General features: G+C 74.2%; 16 protein-coding genes. 3 read left to right on the top strand and 13 right to left on the bottom strand.

Annotated elements, in window-relative coordinates; genetic code table 11:
• Positions 1 to 26 precede the first annotated feature (26 nt).
• Positions 27 to 581, bottom strand: a complete 555-nt coding sequence (locus tag J7E94_RS16105; protein ID WP_215016083.1) for a MarR family winged helix-turn-helix transcriptional regulator — start codon at positions 579 to 581, stop codon at positions 27 to 29.
• Between the two features lie 141 nt (positions 582 to 722).
• Between J7E94_RS16105 and J7E94_RS16110 the strand changes: the two genes are divergently transcribed.
• A complete protein-coding gene (locus tag J7E94_RS16110) occupies positions 723 to 1787 on the top strand; it encodes an alkene reductase (protein WP_215016084.1) in 1065 nt (354 codons plus the stop codon).
• A gap of 220 nt (positions 1788 to 2007) precedes the next feature.
• On the opposite strand, the gene J7E94_RS16115 is transcribed toward J7E94_RS16110, so the two are convergent.
• Positions 2008 to 2370 (bottom strand): transglycosylase family protein, encoded by a 363-nt coding sequence (locus J7E94_RS16115; protein ID WP_215016086.1) that lies wholly within the window; start codon positions 2368 to 2370, stop codon positions 2008 to 2010.
• 394 nt (positions 2371 to 2764) lie between these two features.
• Here J7E94_RS16115 and J7E94_RS16120 point away from each other — a divergent pair, with 394 nt between their 5' ends.
• On the top strand, positions 2765 to 4237 hold the full coding sequence (locus J7E94_RS16120) for an aminotransferase class I/II-fold pyridoxal phosphate-dependent enzyme (RefSeq protein ID WP_215016088.1): 1473 nt from the start codon (positions 2765 to 2767) through the stop codon (positions 4235 to 4237).
• Between the two features lie 15 nt (positions 4238 to 4252).
• On the opposite strand, the gene J7E94_RS16125 is transcribed toward J7E94_RS16120, so the two are convergent.
• Complete coding sequence (locus J7E94_RS16125; protein ID WP_215016089.1) at positions 4253 to 5284, bottom strand: glycosyltransferase family 9 protein; 1032 nt, start codon at positions 5282 to 5284, stop codon at positions 4253 to 4255.
• Complete coding sequence (locus J7E94_RS16130; RefSeq protein ID WP_215016090.1) at positions 5281 to 6027, bottom strand: SDR family oxidoreductase; 747 nt, start codon at positions 6025 to 6027, stop codon at positions 5281 to 5283. Before J7E94_RS16130 ends, J7E94_RS16125 begins: the two co-directional genes overlap by 4 nt.
• Before the next feature lie 533 nt (positions 6028 to 6560).
• Between J7E94_RS16130 and J7E94_RS16135 the strand changes: the two genes are divergently transcribed.
• Positions 6561 to 7829 carry an MFS transporter gene (locus J7E94_RS16135; RefSeq protein ID WP_251056744.1) on the top strand — a complete coding sequence of 423 codons (1269 nt, stop codon included), beginning with the start codon at positions 6561 to 6563 and terminating at the stop codon, positions 7827 to 7829.
• 31 nt (positions 7830 to 7860) lie between these two features.
• Here the strand turns inward: J7E94_RS16135 and rfaE2 are convergent, their stop codons facing one another.
• The 9 genes from rfaE2 to J7E94_RS16180 all read right to left on the bottom strand — a co-directional run bounded on the left by rfaE2 (position 7861) and on the right by J7E94_RS16180 (position 17832).
• On the bottom strand, positions 7861 to 9282 hold the full coding sequence (rfaE2, locus tag J7E94_RS16140; protein ID WP_215016092.1) for a D-glycero-beta-D-manno-heptose 1-phosphate adenylyltransferase: 1422 nt from the start codon (positions 9280 to 9282) through the stop codon (positions 7861 to 7863).
• Complete coding sequence (locus tag J7E94_RS16145) at positions 9279 to 9938, bottom strand: SIS domain-containing protein (protein ID WP_215016093.1); 660 nt, start codon at positions 9936 to 9938, stop codon at positions 9279 to 9281. Before J7E94_RS16145 ends, rfaE2 begins: the two co-directional genes overlap by 4 nt.
• A gap of 132 nt (positions 9939 to 10070) precedes the next feature.
• Positions 10071 to 11336, bottom strand: coding sequence for a glycosyltransferase (locus J7E94_RS16150; protein ID WP_215016094.1), 1266 nt, complete (start codon positions 11334 to 11336; stop codon positions 10071 to 10073).
• On the bottom strand, positions 11333 to 12295 hold the full coding sequence (locus tag J7E94_RS16155) for a glycosyltransferase (protein WP_215016096.1): 963 nt from the start codon (positions 12293 to 12295) through the stop codon (positions 11333 to 11335). The genes J7E94_RS16150 and J7E94_RS16155 overlap by 4 nt, the downstream gene beginning before the upstream one ends.
• Positions 12292 to 13371 (bottom strand): glycosyltransferase family 9 protein, encoded by a 1080-nt coding sequence (locus tag J7E94_RS16160; protein ID WP_215016097.1) that lies wholly within the window; start codon positions 13369 to 13371, stop codon positions 12292 to 12294. Before J7E94_RS16160 ends, J7E94_RS16155 begins: the two co-directional genes overlap by 4 nt.
• Complete coding sequence (locus tag J7E94_RS16165) at positions 13368 to 14033, bottom strand: HAD-IIIA family hydrolase (protein WP_215016099.1); 666 nt, start codon at positions 14031 to 14033, stop codon at positions 13368 to 13370. Before J7E94_RS16165 ends, J7E94_RS16160 begins: the two co-directional genes overlap by 4 nt.
• Complete coding sequence (locus J7E94_RS16170) at positions 14030 to 15109, bottom strand: glycosyltransferase family 2 protein (RefSeq protein WP_215016143.1); 1080 nt, start codon at positions 15107 to 15109, stop codon at positions 14030 to 14032. Before J7E94_RS16170 ends, J7E94_RS16165 begins: the two co-directional genes overlap by 4 nt.
• A 5-nt stretch (positions 15110 to 15114) precedes the next feature.
• Complete coding sequence (locus tag J7E94_RS16175) at positions 15115 to 16770, bottom strand: carbamoyltransferase C-terminal domain-containing protein (protein ID WP_215016101.1); 1656 nt, start codon at positions 16768 to 16770, stop codon at positions 15115 to 15117.
• 99 nt (positions 16771 to 16869) lie between these two features.
• On the bottom strand, positions 16870 to 17832 hold the full coding sequence (locus J7E94_RS16180; RefSeq protein WP_215016103.1) for an NAD-dependent epimerase/dehydratase family protein: 963 nt from the start codon (positions 17830 to 17832) through the stop codon (positions 16870 to 16872).
• Positions 17833 to 18261 lie beyond the last annotated feature (429 nt).

Genomic DNA, 18261 nt, shown 5'->3' on the forward strand with positions numbered 1-18261 from the left:
CGTCGCGACCCGGTGAACCTTGCCGGTCACAGCACTAGCAGCCGCCCGCCCGGCCCCTTGTACGGGGCATCGCACTCCGGACCGCCGCCGCGGGTGATCTCCGTGCACAGGGCGGCTTCGACCTTGCCCAGGAGGCGGGCCAGTTCGGTGCGTTCGGGGGCCTCCAGGCCGTCCAGGGTCTGGAGTTCCAGCTCGCCCCACGCCCTGCGGACCTCGGCCAGGAGCCCGCAACTGCTCTCCGTCGCCTCGACCAGGGAGGCCCGCCGGTCCGAGGGGTCGGGCCGGCGCCGTACGTGGCCGGAGTGCTCCAGGCGCTGGAGCATCTTGGTCACCGTGGAGGGGTCGAGGCCGAGCGCCTTGATCAGCTCGGACTGGCGCACGGCCCCGCTGTCCCAGAGGTGCATCATCAGGAACTCCTGCCCCGGGTGCAGCCCCAGCTCCCGGAGGAGCCGGCCTGCCGCGATCCGGTGGAGCCGGGCGACGCGACTGATCGCATGACTCACCGGCCCGTCCAGTACGGCGCTGGGCGCCGCCGCGCACTGCGGGGTGGCGCGCGGGTCCTGCACGGATTCCGCGGTCATGGGAGTGCTCCTCCTGGTCGGTCCGGCAGATCCGGTTCGGATTCTACCTGTCGCTCCATTTTATCTTGGTCGGCCAAGTAATGCGGTACGCTGCCTCTTGCAGCCAATCATTGGCCGACCAACTATTGATGTGAGGCAGTCATGACCAGCGCTTTTGAACCGGTTCAGCTCGCCGGAGCCACCCTCTCCAACCGGATCGCCCTGGCGCCGATGACCCGCAGCCGCGCAGGTGGGGGCGGCGTCGCCACCAGCCTCGTCGCCGAGTACTACACGCAGCGCGCCTCGGCGGGCCTGATCATCAGCGAGGGGATCCAGCCCTCCGTCGTCGGGCAGGGCTACCCCTTCACCCCCGGCCTGCACAACGCCGAGCAGGTCGCGGCCTGGCGCGAGGTCACCGACTCCGTACACGCGGCGGGCGGCCGGATCTTCGCCCAGCTGATGCACTCCGGCCGGATCGGCCACCCGACGCTGCTGCCCGACGGCCTCGTCCCCGTGGCCCCGTCGGCGGTGGCCGCCCGCGGGCAGCTCTTCACCGGCGACGGCATGAAGGACTTGGTGACCCCCCGCGAGCTGACCGGAGCCGAGGTGCGGGAGACGATCGCCGACTTCGCGGAGGCCGCCCGCAACGCGGTGGCAGCCGGATTCGACGGGGTGGAGCTGCACGGGGCCAACGGCTACCTGATCCACCAGTTCCTGGCCCCCGGCTCGAACCTGCGCACCGACGAGTGGGGCGGCCCGGTGGAGAACCGGATCCGCTTCGCGGTGGAGGCGGTCAAGGCGGTGGCCGCGGCGATCGGCGCCGAGCGCACAGCACTGCGCGTCTCGCCCGGGAACCCGTACAACGACATCTCCGAGCCCGACCCGCAGCCCGTCTACGAGGCGCTGGTCAAGGAGATCGGCGGGCTCGGCCTGGCCTACCTGCACGTCCTGGAGTACGGACCCGAGGCACGGGAGACCACCCTCGCGCTGCGCAAGCAGTTCACCGGACCGCTCGTACTGAACCCGGCGACCGAAGGCCCCACCGACCACCGCGCCCTCACCCTGATCGAGGACGGCATCGCCGACCTGCTCGCCTTCGGCGCCCTCTTCCTGGCCAACCCCGACCTGCCCGAGCGCCTGCGCACCGAAGGCCCGTACAACACCCCGGACACCTCCACCTTCTTCGGGGGAGACGCCCGCGGCTACACGGACTACCCGACCCGCTAGGGTGCCGGCGGGGATCCTCCACAGACCCCCCACGGCACCCTCCCGTGGGCGCAGGAATGCCATGTCCGCTGCCGCCGTTCCCCGTTCGGCGGCTACGCCTCCAACTACCGGGTCCGGCGGTGGGAAGACGGACGCGGTCGGCAACAAACGCCGGCGGTCGGCGCGTCCGGCCGGGGCCTCTCCGACAGGGCCGACCCACCACCCTGTCGGAGTGGTCCTGTCAGCGCCGGCGTGCGCAGGTCCAGGCCCCCATGCCCTGGATCTTGGCGAGTCTTCTCGCCGTCGCGATCTGCTCCGCCTTCGTCGCGAGGTCGGCGCGTCGTGCGTATCTGCGGCCTCCTGCCGCCTTCCAGCTGGACTGGGTGAACTGCAACCCGCCGTAATGGCCGTTGCCGGTGTTCGCCCGCCAGTTGCCGCTGGATTCGCACCGGGCGATGGCGTCCCAGTCGGGGTACGGTTTGGAGTGGACCGCAACGGCATGAGCCCCGGAGACGTCCAGCAGGGCTACGGTCAACAAGGCTACGACCGCCAGCAGTTGGCCGATCGCGCTCCGGCTTCGCCGGTCCTTGCGGTGGTGCGGCATCAGTCCTCCTTCGCTGTGGGGGCGGGCCTGCCGCGAACAGCGGGCGGGCCCGCGTACGGCCGTCTTCGGGCCGTGGCCACAGCACAGCACGGACCGGGGTCCTTACCGCGGCACTTGCCGTCGGCGCAAGGATGACGCCACCCGAACGGACGCTCTATGTGCGTGCGGTGGTGGCGTCCCAGCCGTTGTTTTCGTTCCAGGCGCCCTGTCGTGGGCAGCGCGCCGCCCGGCCGGTGCGGCGGCCGCCGGTGGTGGTGGTGGTGGTGGTGGTGGTGGTGCCCAACGCCTCCGCCCGGGGGACGGCCCGTACCGCCGTTTCCGGGACGGGCCCGAGGGTAGGCGCGCCTTGGTACGTGACCGGAGGCAGGGTCGACGTCCCACCATTGGAGGATCCATGGACCATTCGCACGCGCCCGTACTCGATGCGCTGGAGGAGTTCCGGCGCCGGGGCGACATCGCCTACGGCCCGCCCGGCCACAAGCAGGGTCGCGGGGTCGACCCCCGGGTGGCCGACGTCGTCGGCCTCGATGTCTTCAGGTCGGACGTCCTGACGCTCAACGGACTGGACGACCGTCGTCAGTCCCAGGGCGTGCTGACCCAGGCCCAGGAGCTGATGGCCGACGCGGTCGGCGCGGACCAGGCGTTCTTCTCGACCTGCGGAAGCTCCCTGTCGGTGAGGACCGCGATGCTGGCCGTGGCCGGGCCCGGCGAGAAGCTGCTGCTGTCACGCAACGCGCACAAGTCGGTGATCGCGGCGGTGGTGGTGAACGGCGTGGAGCCGATCTGGGTCCACCCGAAGTTCGACTCCGAACGGCACATGGCGCACCCGCCGGAGCCCGACGACGTACGCCGGCGGCTGGAGGAGCACCCCGATGCCAAGGGGATGCTGCTGATCACCCCGACCGAGGGGGGCACGTGCGCCGACATCCGGGGGGTGGCCGATGTCTGCCATGCCTTCGACGTGCCGCTGATCGTCGACGAGGCGTGGGGGGCCCATCTGCCCTTCCACCCGGATCTGCCGGCCTGGGGCATCGATGCGGACGCGGACCTCGTGGTCACCAGCGTGCACAAGATGGGTGGCGCCATCGAGCAGAGTTCGGTCTTCCACCTGCGGCACGACAGGGTTTCGCCGGACGTCCTCAAGCAGCGTGAGGACCTGCTGGGGACGACCAGCGCCTCGAGTCTCGTGTACGCGACGCTCGACGGCTGGCGGCGGCAGATGGTCGAGCACGGCCGGGAGCTGCTGGACGGCGCGCTGCGGCGGGCCTCCCGGGTGCGTGAGGCCGTCGAGGGCATGTCCGGCCTGAGGCTGATGGACCGCGAGGTCGTCGAGGCCGGCCTCGCCGCCGATCTGGACCCGCTCAAGATCGTGATCGACGTACGGGAGCTGGGGATCAGCGGCATGCAGGCGGCGGAGTGGCTGCGGGCCGAGTGCCACGTGGACATGGGAGGGTCCGACACCTGCCGGATCAGTGCGTCGATCACCCACGCGGATGACGACGAGACGGAGAAGGTCCTGGTCGATGCCCTGCGCACGCTCGTGGACCGGGCCGACTCGATCGAACGGCAGCCCGCGGTGCACCTGCCCGCGCCGCCGGCGCTGGAACTGGAGCAGGCACGCCTGCCGCGCGACGCCTTCTTCGGCGCAGCGGAGCAGGTACCGGCGAAGGACGCGGTCGGCCGGATCGCCGCCGAGACCATCAGCCCGTACCCGCCCGGCGTGCCGGTGGTGGCACCGGGCGAGGTGATCACCTCCGAGGTGGTGGACTACCTGCGCAGCGGTGCCGACCACGGAATGCTCATCCCGGACGCGGCCGATCCGTCCGTGAAGACGTTCCGGGTGGTGGCACGCGGCGGGACCCGATGAGGTCGGACAGGCCGGTCAGCCGCGTGCGGGAGCTGCGTACGGATCGCGGCTGAGCACCGCCTCCACCGCCTCCAGCACCTCGTGGACGGTGATCCGCAGGAGCCGGGCGTCGGGCAGCGGCCCGTGGGCGTCGCCGGGGCGGAAGGGGTCCTCGCCGGCTCGCGGCCGCCACAGCACCCGGTGCCACGGGTCCGGCGGCGGCCCCCACAAGCGCGGCGCCACGGGGCCGAACAGCACGACGGACGGGGTACCGAGAGCCGTGGCGAGGTGGGCCAGCCCGGTGTCTCCGACCACGACGCAGCGTGCGTCGGCCACCAGGGCACAGAGCTGCGGGAACGGTACGTCGTCCGCGCCGCCCAGCACCGCTTCCGGCGACAGCCCGGCTTCGGCGGCCACCCGGCGGCCCAGCCGTTCCTCCCCTGCCCCCGCCGTGACGACGACCCGGTGCCCCGCGCGGTCCAGGGCCCGCGCCACGGCCGCGAACCGTTCCGCCGGCCAGCGGCGGGCGCCCGAGTCGGCGCCGGGGTGGACGACGACGGCGCCGGGTGCGGGAGACGGGCAGGCAGGGCGCGGGATACGGAGATCGGCGGGGTCGGCCTCGATCCCGTACCAGCGCAGCAGCCGGCACCAGCGGTCGCGCTCGTGCTCGTCCGCGTGCCATTCGGGCCCGGCGATGTCAGGCGTGCCGGTGTGCCGGAAGGCCAGGAGCCGGCCGGGCCGCAGACGCTGGAGGAGCAGATGGCTCGGTGGCCCGTTGCCGTGCAGGTCCACGGCCACTTCCGGAGCCGGGCCCGCCCAGCCGAGCCCGGAGGGCACGGCGCGGCCGGGTGCGCCGGCGGGCAGGAGCCGGTCGACCAGGCCCGTCGCCTTGACTGCGGCGGACAAGCGGCCGGGAGCGGCCAGCACGATGTCGCTGTCCGGCATGCTCCGGCGCAGCGCGCGCAGGCACGGCACCACCGTCAGCAGATCGCCGAGCCCCAGAGCCCGCAGAACCAGCACCTGGGGCCGGGCGCGGGGCTCGCCGGCCGCCTGGGTCGCCCCGCTCACGGCCAGGACGGTTCTCGGCGGGGTACGACCACCAGTTCCCCGATGGCGCTTCCGCTGGGGACGGACAGGGCGTACACGACGGTGTCGGCGACGATCTCCGGGCTCTGGAGCATCGAGACATCGGCGTCCGGGAACCGCTCCAGGATGAAGGCGGTTTCCATGCCGCCGGCGATGATCCCCGTCACTCCGATGCCCTCGCAGTCGCGCTGGGCCTCCTTGAAGAGGGTGTGGGTGAAGGCGCGCAGTCCCGACTTGCTCGCCGCGTAGGGGCCGGCCTCCGTCCAGGTCCGGTTCGCCGCGGTCGAGAGGATGTTCACGATGTGCCCGCCGCCTTGGGCCACCATGCGGCGGTATGCCTCGAGGCACAGGTACATCGGGCCGAGCAGGTTGGTGTTCACCACCCGGGCGACCTCGTCCGCGGTGAGGTGCTCGGCCGACTTCGAGACGTCCACGGCGGCGTTGTTGACGAGGATGTCCACCCGCTGACCGGCCTCGTCGACGTCACGGAAGACGTCGGCGACCGCGCCCGGGTCACAGACGTCCAGGCCCACGGCACGGGCGCGCAAGCCCTGGGCCATGAGGTCCTCGCACAGTTCCTTGGCCAGGTCCTGCCGTACGTCCGCCACGAGGACCGAGGCTCCGGCAGCGGCCAGTCGGCGGGAGATGGCGGCCCCCAGTCCGCGGGCGCCGCCGGTCACCAACGCCTGTTTGCCCTGCAGGTCCACGTACGTCGCGTTGCTCATCCGCCTTGCCTTCCGTCGTCGGCTGCCGGCCTGCCCGCAACGCGTGTGTCCGCGCCGTGCGGCCGCTCTGGTCTCCACTGTCACCAGCACGGCCGCCTCCGGCACGCCGGGTTAGGCCGCAGGGCGGCACGGCGTCCGGCCCGCGGCCCGCCGGGAGCGGCCGGCCGCCCGTCGCCGCGGCGTGTGAGCAAGCACACGGGCACCCCCGCATCCCTGGTGGCCCAAGGGCACGGCCCATGGGACGGGGGTGGGGCCCGGCCGGTCCGGGACGCAGGTCACAGCGTGGCCGGGAGAGCGTCTGCCACGATGGCCGGCGGGTTCGTTCCTCCCCCTCCTCCCCCACCTGTCGAGCGCCGGTGTGCGTGTCGACGGTGCGGAGCGCCCGTTCCCCGCCTCCCTTTGCCGTCCTCCGCGCTTCGCGCTCCGTCCCCGGTGCCTCTGTGTCTGTGTCTGTGCCTTCTTCCGCCCTGTCCTCGACCTCTGCCCCCGCCACTGCCGACCGCTCGCCGTGGCGGTCCCTGCGCTACCGCAGCATGCGCTGGTGGGCCGTCGCCAACTTCGTGTCCAACGCCGGTACGTGGATGCAGCTGACGGTGCAGAACCTGCTCGTGCTCCAGATCACCGGATCGGCCGCCGCGACGGGGCTGTCCGTGTCCATCCAGGTGGCGCCCGGTCTGCTGCTCGGCCTGGCCGGCGGTGCGGCCGTCGACCGCTGGCCCCGCAAGCTGACGGCCGCCGTGGGCCAGGCCCTGCTCGGCGTGGTGGCCCTCGTGACGGCGGTCCTCGTGGTCACCGGCCGCCTCGACCTCCCCGTGCTGCTCGCGCTGTCCGCCGTCACCGGCCTGATCGCCACCGTCGACGGCCCGGCCTGCGCGCTGCTCGGCAACGACCTCGTCCGTCCGCAGGACGTGCCCTCCGCCATCGGCGTGGGCTCGCTCGTGCACAGCGCGGGGCGGCTCGCGGGCGCGGCGCTCGCCGGGGTGGCCGTCGCCGTCATGGGCACGGCGGCGGCATACGCGGCGAACGGCTTGTCGTTCCTGTTCGTGGCCTGCGTGATCCCCTTCCTCAAGGCGGCGCGTCCCGCAGCACCGCGTGCTCAGGCAGTCACGGCGCCCGAAGCCGGCCCGGCGTCCGGGTCGGTCGTGGAGCAGAAGACGAGCGCCCGGGAGGGACTCGCCTTCTTCATGCGCCGGCCCCGGCTGGTGGCTCTCGCCGCATTGAACGGGATCAGCGCGATGTTCGGCCGCAATTACTCGCTCACCCTGGTGGTCCTGGTCACCGGACCCCTCGCGGGCGACGCGGCCTCCTTCAGCAAGGTTTCCACGGTCCTGGCCGTCGGCGGGATCATCGGCGCCGTCCTGGGCGCGCGGCTGCACAGGCCCAGCGTCCGCTTGGTGGGGGTGCTGACCTTCGCCGGGGCGCTGCTCCAGGTGCTGGCCGGCCTGTCCCCGTCGCTCGCGTTGCTCCTGGTCCTGGTCCTGCCGATGGCCGTGGCGGAATCCGTCGGGGACACCGCGCAGTCCACGGTGCTCCAGACGGACCCGCCGGCCCGGATGCGGGGCCGTGTCCTCGGTGCCTGGTCCAGCATCCGCACCGTGTGGGGTCTCACGGCGCCGCCGATGCTGGGGCTGTTGATGGAGTTCGCCGGCGTCCGCGCCACGCTCGTGGCCGGGGGCTTCGTCATCGCGGGGGCGGTGGCGGCGGGCTACCTGCTGCGTGGCCGCAAGCCCCGCCCGGTGGCGTCCGCCCGGGTGCCCGAGGCGGCCCTGCCCGCCCGTACCAGCCTGGGCACCGCGGCCTGAGCCCTCCCGCCCGGCTCCCTGGCCCGACGGGTCAGGGAGCCGGGTCCGGGGCGGGCTTGCGGGCCGGCTTCGGGCTCGACGCGGCGCGTGCCGCGCGGTCGGCGAGGCTGGTGGTGGAGCGGCCGTCCAGGTACGGCAGGACGACGGTCTGGCCGCCCCAGCCGCGCAGCGCCTCCGCCTCCGGCAGGGCGTCGGCCGAGTAGTCGCCGCCCTTGACCCAGACGTCCGGGCGCAGTGCGTGCAGCAGGGTCTGCGGCGTGTCCTCCTCGAAGGCGACCACGGCATCGACGCTGCCGAGGGCCGCCAGAACCCTCATGCGGTCCTCCAGCGGGGTGAGCGGGCGGCCCGGCCCCTTCAGGCGGCGCAGCGAGGCGTCCGTGTTCACGCAGACGATCAGGCAGTCGCCGATGCGCCGTGCGCTGTCGAGCAGGCCCACGTGCCCGGCGTGCAGCAGGTCGAAGCAGCCGCCGGTCGCCACCACGGTGCCTCCGCGCGCGCGTACGCTCTCCGCCAGCGCGAAGGCGTCGCCCGTCGGCGGCAGCGCCGGGCCGCCCTCTCGGTGGGCACGCCACAGGCCGGGGTCGCAGGCCCCGCCCGCCACGACGAAGGCGGCCGCCCCGGCCACCGCCCGCTGCACCGCCTCCTCCGGCAGTGCCCCCTCCGCCAGTGCGACGGCCGCGAGGGCGGCGAAGCAGTCGCCGGCGCCGCACGGATCGCCCACGGCCGCATAGGGAGCCGGTACGAGCATCGGCGCAGCCGATCTGGGCCGAGTCAGCAGCGCACCGCGATCGCCGAGTGTCACGGCGACCGAGACGGCGTTCCAGCGCTCCGCCAGGTCGGCGCCCCGCCGGGCGTGCGCCCCCAGCGAGTGCCCGTCGCCCGGGCACAGGGCGGCCGCCTCGGCTGCGCTCGGGGTCACCAGGCGGGCTCCCGGTACGGGTGGCCCGCCACGCGGGTGCGGGTCCCACACCAGCGGAACCCGGTGGGCGGCTTCGGCCAGCAAGGCCCGGACGGCATCGGCCACGCCCCTGCCGTAGTCCGCGACGAGGATCGCGGCCGCCTCCCGCAGGGTGTCCCGGACGGCAGCGGGGGCCGGGCCGACCTCGCCGCCGCCCCGGTCGATGCGGATCAGGGGACGGCCCGCGGCCATCACCCGCGTCTTCACCGGCAGGCTGCCGTCCAGCGGGAGCTCCACCAGCCGTACCCGCCCGCGCAGCGCCTCGCGCACACGTTCGCTGGCCCGGTCCTCGCCGAGCGCGGTGACCAGGACGACGTCGCGGCCCGCCCGGGCGGCCAGGACCGCGGCCAGTCCGGCTCCCCCGGGGCGCGAGAGGTCGGCGGTGACGTCGACGACGGGCACCGGCGCGTCGGGGGCGAGCCGGTCCACGGAACCCTGGACATCCCGGTCGAGGAGGACGTCGCCGACGACGACCAGGGGCCGGGCGGCGTTCACGACGTCCTCCTGAGGGTGGCGGCCGCCGGCCGGGGCGCTCTCCCGCCGACGGCCAGGCCGGCGGCAGGGGTGGCGCCGGCGAGCGCGGCGTCGAAGGACTCGCACAGCAGGTGCACGGCCACCAGGTGGGCCTCCTGCACGGTCGCCGCCGTGTCCGCGTCGATGCACAGGGCCTGGTCGGCGGCTTCGGCCAGCGGGTTCGGGGAGGCGCCGGTCAGCGCCCAGACCTCCACGCCCGCCGCGCGGGCCGTCATCGCGGCGGAGAGCAGGTTGGTGCTGCGCCCGGAGGTCGACAGCAGGATCAGCACGTCGCCGTCCCGGCCGTGGGCCGCCACTTGACGGGCGAAGACGTGCTCGAATCCGTAGTCGTTGCCGATGGCCGTGACGCTGGACGTCTCCGCGTGCAGGGCGATGGCCGAATAGGCGGCGCGTTCCTCGCGGTACCGGCCGACGAGTTCGGCGGTCAGGTGCTGCGCCTGGGCCGCGCTGCCGCCGTTCCCGGCAGCGAGCAGCCGGCCGCCCGCGGGCAGTACCACGGCCAGCCGGCGGCCCCAGTGGGCGAGTTGGTCCAGCCCGTGGACGCGCAGGCGTTGCAGGGCGTCCTGGAGCGACTGGCAGTGCTGGTGGGCTCCTGCGTGTGCGGGGGTCTGGCTCATGGCGTCGGGCCGGCCGCTCGCGAGAGCGGTCCGGGCCCCACCTCCTTCAGGCTTCGAGGCTGCGCGGGACGGGCCGCCGGTCCGGCGGGACCGGGCGGGCGGCGGGGGTCGAAGGGGCGCTCGCCCGCGGAATCACGGGGCCCCGGCGGCGGTGAGGCGCCCGGCGAGCGCCTGGCGGTAGGCCCGCTCCGTGGCCGTGGCGACGTGCGCCCAGCCGTACCGGCTCGTCACCCGTCGCCGGCCGGCCGCGCCGTAGGCCTCCCGCAGGCCGGCGTCGGCCAGTAGCTCGGCCACGGCCTCGGCCAGCGCGCCGGGGTCCCCGGGCGGTACCAGCCGCCCGGTCTCCCGGTCGACGACGGTGTCGAGCTGGCCGCCGACGGCACTCGCCACGACGGGGCGGCCGCAGGCCATGGCTTCCAGCGGCACGATGCCGAACGGCTCGTAGTCCGCGGGGCACAGCACGACGTCGGCGCTGCGCATCACGGTGGGGACCTCGCCGCACGGGACCGCGCCGAGGAAGCGCACGCGGTCGGCGACCCCGGCCCCGCGGGCGATGTCGCGCAGCCGGCACACCTCCGGATCCCAGTCCAACGAGCCGGCCTCGGGACCGCCCGCGATCACGAGCTCCGCCTCCGGCAGGCGGGCGAGCGCGGCGATGGACACGGCCGCTCCCTTGCGGGGGACCAGCCGGCCGACCTGCAGCAGCCGGTAGCGGTGACGCGTCCCGCGGTCGGCGACAGGACCGTCCGGGCGGAACCGGTCGGTGTCGACGCCGCAGGGGACGACATCGGCCTTGTCTGCGGGGATGCCCATCCGTTCGAGCTCGGCGACTTCGTCCCGGCAGGTGGCCACCACCCGGTCGCAGCCCAGGCCGACCTCCCGTTCGAAGCCGATGCGCGACGGCGGACTCGTGTCGGTGGCGCCCTGGTACCTCTTCTTGACCGTTCCGAGCGCGTGGTAGGTGTGCAGCATCGGCAGCCGCAGCTCTCGCGCTGCCGTGAGGGAGGCGAGGCCCGACATCCAGAAGTGCGAATGGATCAGGTCGGGGGGCTGGTCATGCCGCCAGCGGTTCATCAGGTAGTAGGAGAACTTCCTTATGTGCGGCAGGAGTTCATCCTTGGGCAGGTGCTCCGCCGGGCCGGCCGGGACGTGGTACACGGTGACACCGGGGCGCATGAGGGTGCGTTCGGGCAGGTCACGCGCATCGCGGCGGGTGTAGACCGTCACCCGGTGGCCGCGGTCGGCGAGAGCCCCGGCCAGGCAGGCCACGTGCACGTTCTGTCCGCCCGCGTCGACTCCGCCCAGGGCGGCGAGCGGGCTCGCGTGTTCGGATACCAGCGCCACGGACAGCGACCGCCGGGGAGTGGCGGGGAGGGCGGACCGGGGGGAGGAAGTCATGACCGTACCTCCGTCATCAGCCGCTCCCAGTCGTCCAGGAAGCGTTTGAGGCCGTAGCGTTCGAGGGCCGCCTGCCGGGCCCGTGCGCCGTCCTCGGCCGCTGCCTCCGGTTCGGCGAGGTAGTGGCGGGCCGCGCGGGCCAGTACCTCGGGCCGGGTGGACAGGACGCCGGTGCCGGGCGGCACGGCCTCCACGGCCTCCGTGGCGGCCAGCGCCACGACGGGCATCCCCAGGTGCATGGCCTCCAGGAGGGACAGGCCCAGGGAGGTCCAGCGCACGGGATGCACGTAGAGGCGGCGCTGCGCCATGGCCGCGTGCAGGTCCCGCTGGGGCAGCTCGTGCGAGCGGCACTGCTCGGCGGGCAGGCCCAGGTGTGCGGCGAGCCCTTCGGTGCGCATGCCGAAGACGTCCAGGGGCGCGGACCGTGCCAGAGCGGGCAACAGGTCGGTGCCGGTGTAGCGGCCGCGTCGGACCGGCTCGTTGACGACCACGGCGGCGCGGGGCAGGGCGCCGGTGTAGAGGTGCCCCGGATCGACGATGCCGTGCTCGATGACCTCGGCCCGGGTGCTGCCGCTGTCCCAGAAAAGCCGGTTGAAATGGGTGACGTGCACCAGCGTCAGGTCGTCGCGGTCGGCACACGGATGGCGGGTCAGCGGCACGGCTCCGTCCGGAGCGTTGTGCTCCAGGTACACGGCGGGGACGTCCCTGCCCGGGCGGCGGCGGAGCCAGCGCTCGGCCAGCTCCGCCTCATGGGGCCGTTGCAGTACGACGAGGTCGACGGGCGTGTCGGCAAGTTCGGCCGGAGTGACCTCACGGACCGATTCCGGCCAGTCGAAGGTGCGGGCCCGCCCCAGTCCGTCGGGCCCCCGGTCCGGCGTGACGGGCACCAGGTAGGTGTGCGCTCCCTGGACGAACGCGGTCGTCCAGGAACCGTGGACGTGCCACAGGAGGATGTTCATACGCTGGCTCCTCGATCGTTCTCGCTGCGGTCCGGCACGCGGGCGGGGTGCCCGTTCACCGGTGGGTGTCCGAGGAGTCCGGCCACGGCCGCCAGTACCTCTGCGTCGCTGACGGAGTCCAGACAGGGGTGTCCCGGAAGCGGGCACTCCCGGGCCCTGCTGCCGGCGCAGGCGGCAGCGTGGTCCCCCAGCAGGACGTGCGGCACGCGGTACGGCCGCCAGCGCTCCGCCGGCACGACGGGGGCGAAGAGGCAGACGACCGGGGTGCCGACGGCGCACGCGAGGTGCATGGGGCCCGTGTTGCCCGTCACCACGACCCGCGCGCCGGCCAGGACGCCGGCCAGTTCGTGCAGGTCACCCGTGGCACCGCCCAGATCGAGTCCGTGATGTCCGGCCACCTCGGCGGTCAGGTCCTTCTCCGCACGACTGCCGGTGACCACCACACGGTGTCCCGCCCCGTGCAGCGCGGCGGCGGCGCGCGCCGCGCGGGCGGCACTCCACCTGCGGGCGGCCACGGCGGCCCCCGGATGGAGCACCACGTACGGTTCCGGACCCGTCAGCCGTGTGGTGTCGGGCGGCGGGAGCACGCCGAGCCTCCCGTCGTCCCCGGGCGGCAGGGAGAAACCGAAGGCGCGCACCAGGTCGAGGGCGGCCTCGGCCTCGTGCCGTCCGGGCAGTCGGTGGTGCCGCAGGCTCAGCAGGGAGCCGGGATACTCCTCGCAGTCGGCGGCGACCCGCTCCACTCCCGCGAGTGCGAGCAGCAGGGCGGTCGGCAGCGGACTCTGGTGGTACGACACGAGGACCACGCCGCGGTCGAAGCGGCCGGCGGACAGGGCGTCGACCAGCAGGCCGCATTCCTCGCGGGAGGTCCTGCCGGGCTCCAGGCCCACCCACGGTGCGTCGTAGACCAGTACCTGGTCCACGCCGGGCAGCAGCCGGGCCGCCGGAACACCGAGGGGCCCGCAGAGCAGCGTGGTGTGCGAGGAGCCGGCCGCCACCGCTCGCAGGGCGGGTCCGGCCAGCAGGACGTCCCCGGCACTGTCGAGGCGTACGACCAGGCTGCGCGGGAGGCTCATCGCGTGCCGCCGGGCTCGCGCAGCGGCCTGTCCGCGTCCAGGATCAGGCGGACTGCGGCCAGCAGGTCGGGCGCCGTCTGACCGGCGGAGGCGACCTCCTCGGGCCGGGTGGCCGGTGTCGGTACCAGCACGCTGCGTGCTCCGGCCGCTTCCGCGGCCCGCACGTCGGCCCCGATGTCGCCGACGACCACCGTGCGCCGGGGTGCGACGCCGAGCCGTTCGCATGCGGCGAGCACCAGTCCGGGCGAGGGCTTGCGGCAGCCGCATCCGTCCTCGGGCCGGTGCGGGCAGACCGCCCACACGGCGAACGGCCCCAGCAGGGCGTCCACGCGCAGCCGTACGGACTGCACCTGGTCCCGTGTCAGCAGTCCCCGGGCGACTCCCGACTGGTTGCTCACCACGCCGGTCGGGATGCCGCGGCCCCGCAGGGCGGCTATCGCGGCCCGGGCGGAGGGCATGGGAACCACGCGGGCCGGGTCGCCGTTGTAGGGGACGTCGACGACGAGGGTGCCGTCACGGTCGAAGAGGACAGCCTCCGGCAGACCGTCTTGCGCGCGGGAGCGGCCGCGGGGCCGGGCGGCGGCACGTGCGTCGCCCCACAGCCAGGGGCCGTCGGGTGGCGGCTCGCCACGGCGTGCGCGGGCGGCGAGGGGGCGTGTCATGACCGCACCCGTTCGACCGGTGACTTCTTCGGGGTCGCGGTGCGGGCTCCCGGCGGCTGCGCGGGTCCGAGGGGCCGGGCTGCGCGGTGCAGGACGTGGCCGCGCAGCCAGTGCCAGGCGGCCACGGGCGGAATGAGGACGCTCGTCACGACCATGGTGGCGGTCTCGTTCCGGGTCCGCGGTCCGGGCCCGATCCGTGCCGCGGCGAACTCGGCGGTCCCGGCGAGCCAGCTCCCGGCACACACGGCGGCGGCGCCGCCCCTGCCGGCCAGCGCGCACCCCACGGCGGCTGCCGCCGCCGCGCTGACCGCGAGATGGCGCGGCAGCCGGCCGCGCGGAGCGGAGGCCCGCGCCCACCAGTCGTGGCCGTGCAGGCGGCTCATCAGCACGTCGTCCGCATTGCCCGCCTGGACCCGTACGGATACCCAGCGGTCGGCGGGGCGGACCGGATGCGTGGTGCGGCGGGTGCCGGGGGCCAGGTGCCACCCGCCGTCGAGCAGGCGCAGGGCGAGGTCCGCGTCTTCCCGGAAGGCGCGCCGGAAGCGTTCGTCGAAGCCGCCGGCCGCCTCCAGCGCCTCACGCCGGAAGGCCATGTCGGCGGTGATCCAGCGGGCGGTGGACAGTCCCGCGGTATTGCGCTCCCAGTCCGTGGGGCGGCGCCCGGCCGGGAGCGGGACGTCGATGCGCGCGGTGACGGCGGCGGTGTCGCGCGCCGCCGACGCCAGGTCGCGGGCCAGGTCCCTGCCCCATGTGGGCCCCGGCACCACGTCGTCGTCAAGGAAGACGATCCACGGCGCCGGGCCGGCGGCGGCGGCCCGGAACCCGGTGTTGCGGGCCGCGGCGGGTCCCCGTCCGCCGCCGGCCACGACGGTGGTGACCGGGCGCAGCGCCTGCGGCACGTCCAGGGCGGGCAGCGTGCCGTCGGCGTCCGCGCGGTCGTGGACGAGGACCAGCTTCGCCGGTCCGGTGCCGTCGGCCGTCGCGGCCGCGAGGGCCTCCAGGCAGGCCCGCAGACTCGGCCTGCCGAGTGTGGGGACGACCACGGCGTACGGTTCGGCCGTCGTTCGCTGCGTCATCGCGGTCACGCTTCCTCTCCGTTGCAGAACAGTCCGCCCCGCCGAACGGCGTACGGTCCGATGGCGAGCAGGTCCACCGGTGACGAGCCGAAGCACTCGAGCGCGTCCCGGGGGTCGTCCACCATCGGCCGGCCGGCGGTGTTCAGGCTGGTGTTGACGACCACGGGCAGTCCGGTCCGCCGCTCGAACTCGGTGAGCATGCGTGCCACGAGGGGTTCCGTACTCCGGTCCACGGTCTGGATGCGGGCCGTTCCGTCGACGTGGACGACGGCCGGGATCCGCTCCCGCCAGTGGGGGGCCACGTCGTGGACGAAGAGCATGTACGGGCTGGGCAGCGGCCCGTCGAAGATCTCGGAGGCGCGTTCGGCGAGCACCATGGGCGCCACCGGCCGGAACTGCTCGCGGCCCTTGACGTCGTTGAGCCGTTCCAGATTTCCCGCGTGGCCGGGGTGCGCCAGGAGGGAGCGGTGCCCCAGGGCGCGCGGCCCGTATTCGGAACGGCCCTGGAACCAGGCGACGATGGCGTTGTCGGCGAGGGCCTCGGCGACGGTGGCGGCGATGTCCTGCGGTCGCTCGAACGGCACGCCGGCCGTCTTGAGCCAGGCCCCGAGCTCCGCATCCGACCAGTCGCGGCCCAGGTCCGCGCCGGTCATCGGTTCGGGCTCGTCTCCCGCCCCGGCGGCAAGGAGCAGCGCCGAGCCGAGGGCTGTTCCGGCGTCGCCGGCGGCGGGTTGCACCCAGACCCGGGAGAAGGGTCCCTCGCGGGCGATGCGGGAGTTGGCGACGCAGTTCAGGGCGACGCCCCCGGCCAGGGTGAGGACCTGGTCGTGGGTACGGCCGTGCAGCCAGCGCGCCAGGTCGAGCAGCGTCTCCTCCAGCACGGCCTGGGCGCTCGCGGCGACGTCCGCGTGGGCGGCGGTCCACGGCTCGTCCTCGCTGCGGGGCGGGCAGAACTCGTGCCAGGGGACGCCGGTCGCGTGGAAGCCGCCGTCGCCGGTCGGGTACACGTACCGTCGCAGTTCCGACAGCATGCGCGGTGTGCCGTGGGACGCGAGGGCCATCACCTTGAACTCGTCGGAGGAGCGCAGGAAGCCGAGGTGGCCGGTGAGTTCCTCGTACACGAGCCCGAGCGAATGAGGGAGGTCCTGCGCGTACAGCGGCTCCAGGCTGTTGCCGGTCCGGCGCGCCGCGAGGTGTGAGGCGCGCTCGCCACGGCCGTCGAGGACCAGGACGGAGCTGGTGTCCGCGCCGTCGGCGGCGAACGCGCCGGAGGCGGCGTGCGCCATGTGGTGGGGCACGAAGCGGACGAGGGCCGGGTCGAGACCGGGGAGCGCGGCCGCCAGGAACCCCGGGGCCTGGCGGGCGTACGTCTGGCGCAGGTGGTCCCACGGGTCGTGCAGCCCCATGTCCTCGGCGGGCCGGGCCAGGGCTGGATCGTAGGAGTAGGCGACGGCGTCCAGGTCCTGGGGACGCAGTCCGGCGCGGCGCAGGCACCATGCCGCGGCCTGCTCGGGCAGCTCCCAGGCGGAGAACGGCACGGGCCGCTTGCCGTGCTTGCGGCGCGAGAAGCGTTCCTCCTCGGTCGCGGCGACGGTGCGGCCGTCGATGACGAGGGCGGCGGCGGGATCGTGGAAGAGCGCGTTGATTCCGAGAATGCGCATGACGGTGCGGGCCTTTCGGCTGTGGGTATCGGCCGTCGGCGCCGGCACGGGCCGGGACGGCAACGCTTGCGGACCTGCGGTCTGCGTTCTGCGGAGGGGTCAGTTGTCGGCGTGGGCGCGGAACCAGTCGATGGTGCGGCGCAGCCCTTCTTCGGCCGTCACGAGCGGCTCCCAGCCCAGCTTGTCCCGGGCGAGCGTGATGTCGGGGCAGCGCACGGCCGGGTCGTCCGTCGGTCGCTCCACGAAGGTGATCTCCGAGTGCGACCCCGTCAGTTCGATGATCCAGCGGGCCAGTTCCAGCATGGTGAGTTCGGCGGGGTTGCCGATGTTCACGGGGCCCGGCATGCCGTGGCCGGCGGCCCTGAGGATCCCCGAGACGGTGTCGTCCACGTAGCACAGGGAGCGCGTCTGCAGGCCGTCGCCCGTGACCGTCAGCGGGGCGCCGGCCAGAGCCTGGCGGATGAAGGTGGGGACGGCGCGTCCGTCGTAGCCCCGCATGCGCGGACCGTAGGTGTTGAAGAGCCGCACGACGCAGGTGTGGGTGCCGAGCGTGGATCCGTGCGCCGTGGTGAGGGCCTCGCCGAAGCGCTTGGCCTCGTCGTAGACGCTCCGGGGGCCGACGGGGTTGACGTGGCCCCAGTACCGCTCGTTCTGCGGGTGTTCCTGCGGATCGCCGTACACCTCGGAGGTGGAGGCGAGAAGGAACCGGGCCCCGCTGCGGCGCGCGAGGTCCAAGGCGTTGCGGGTACCGAGGCTGCCCGCTTCCAGCGTGTGCACCGGCAGCCGGAGATAGTCGGCGGGAGAGGCGGGAGAGGCGAGGTGGAGGACGAGATCGGGGGGCCGCTCCACGGTGAAGGGCCGCGAGACGTTCGCCTCCTGGAGGGTGAAGCCGGGGCGGTCGGCCAGATGGGCCACGTTCTCGAGCCGTCCGGTGCTGAAGTCGTCGACGCAGGTGACCGCGGTGCCCGCAGCCGTCAGCGCGGAGCACAGGTGCGAGCCGACGAAGCCCGCGCCGCCTGTGACGACGGCGTGCTCCCAAGTCGGTACCGCGACAGAGCCCATGATGGTCTCCTCTCGGAAAGGGGGAGAGCGCGGGACGCAGGGATCGCGGGGCGGCGGCTGCCCCACCGCCCGTACCTGGGAACAACCCGACCCGCAGGGATTACCTCAGACTGCCCCAGGGCCCCGGATGCCGCCCGGGGAGAGAGGGCATCCGGGTGACGACTCCCTGGAGCGGCGCTTCGGCGCGGCGAGCGGGCCGGCTGCGGACGGGTGATGGAGGTCCGGTTCCCGCGTGCCGCGGCCGCGTACGGTCCGGGAGGGCCACCACGGCCCTCGTTCCTGCGGGGGTCGGCTGGGCTCGGTGGGGGCGCAATGGATCTCGGCAGCGTGGAGCGAGCCTCGACGGAGGATGCCGGCTGTGGCGACAGGACGGGTGAAGTGGTTCAGCGCGCAGAGGGGCTTCGTTTCATCGTGCAGGACGAGCCCTTG

The sequence above is a fragment of the Streptomyces sp. ISL-94 genome (assembly GCF_018614075.1).
In the GTDB taxonomy this organism is placed as follows: domain Bacteria; phylum Actinomycetota; class Actinomycetes; order Streptomycetales; family Streptomycetaceae; genus Streptomyces.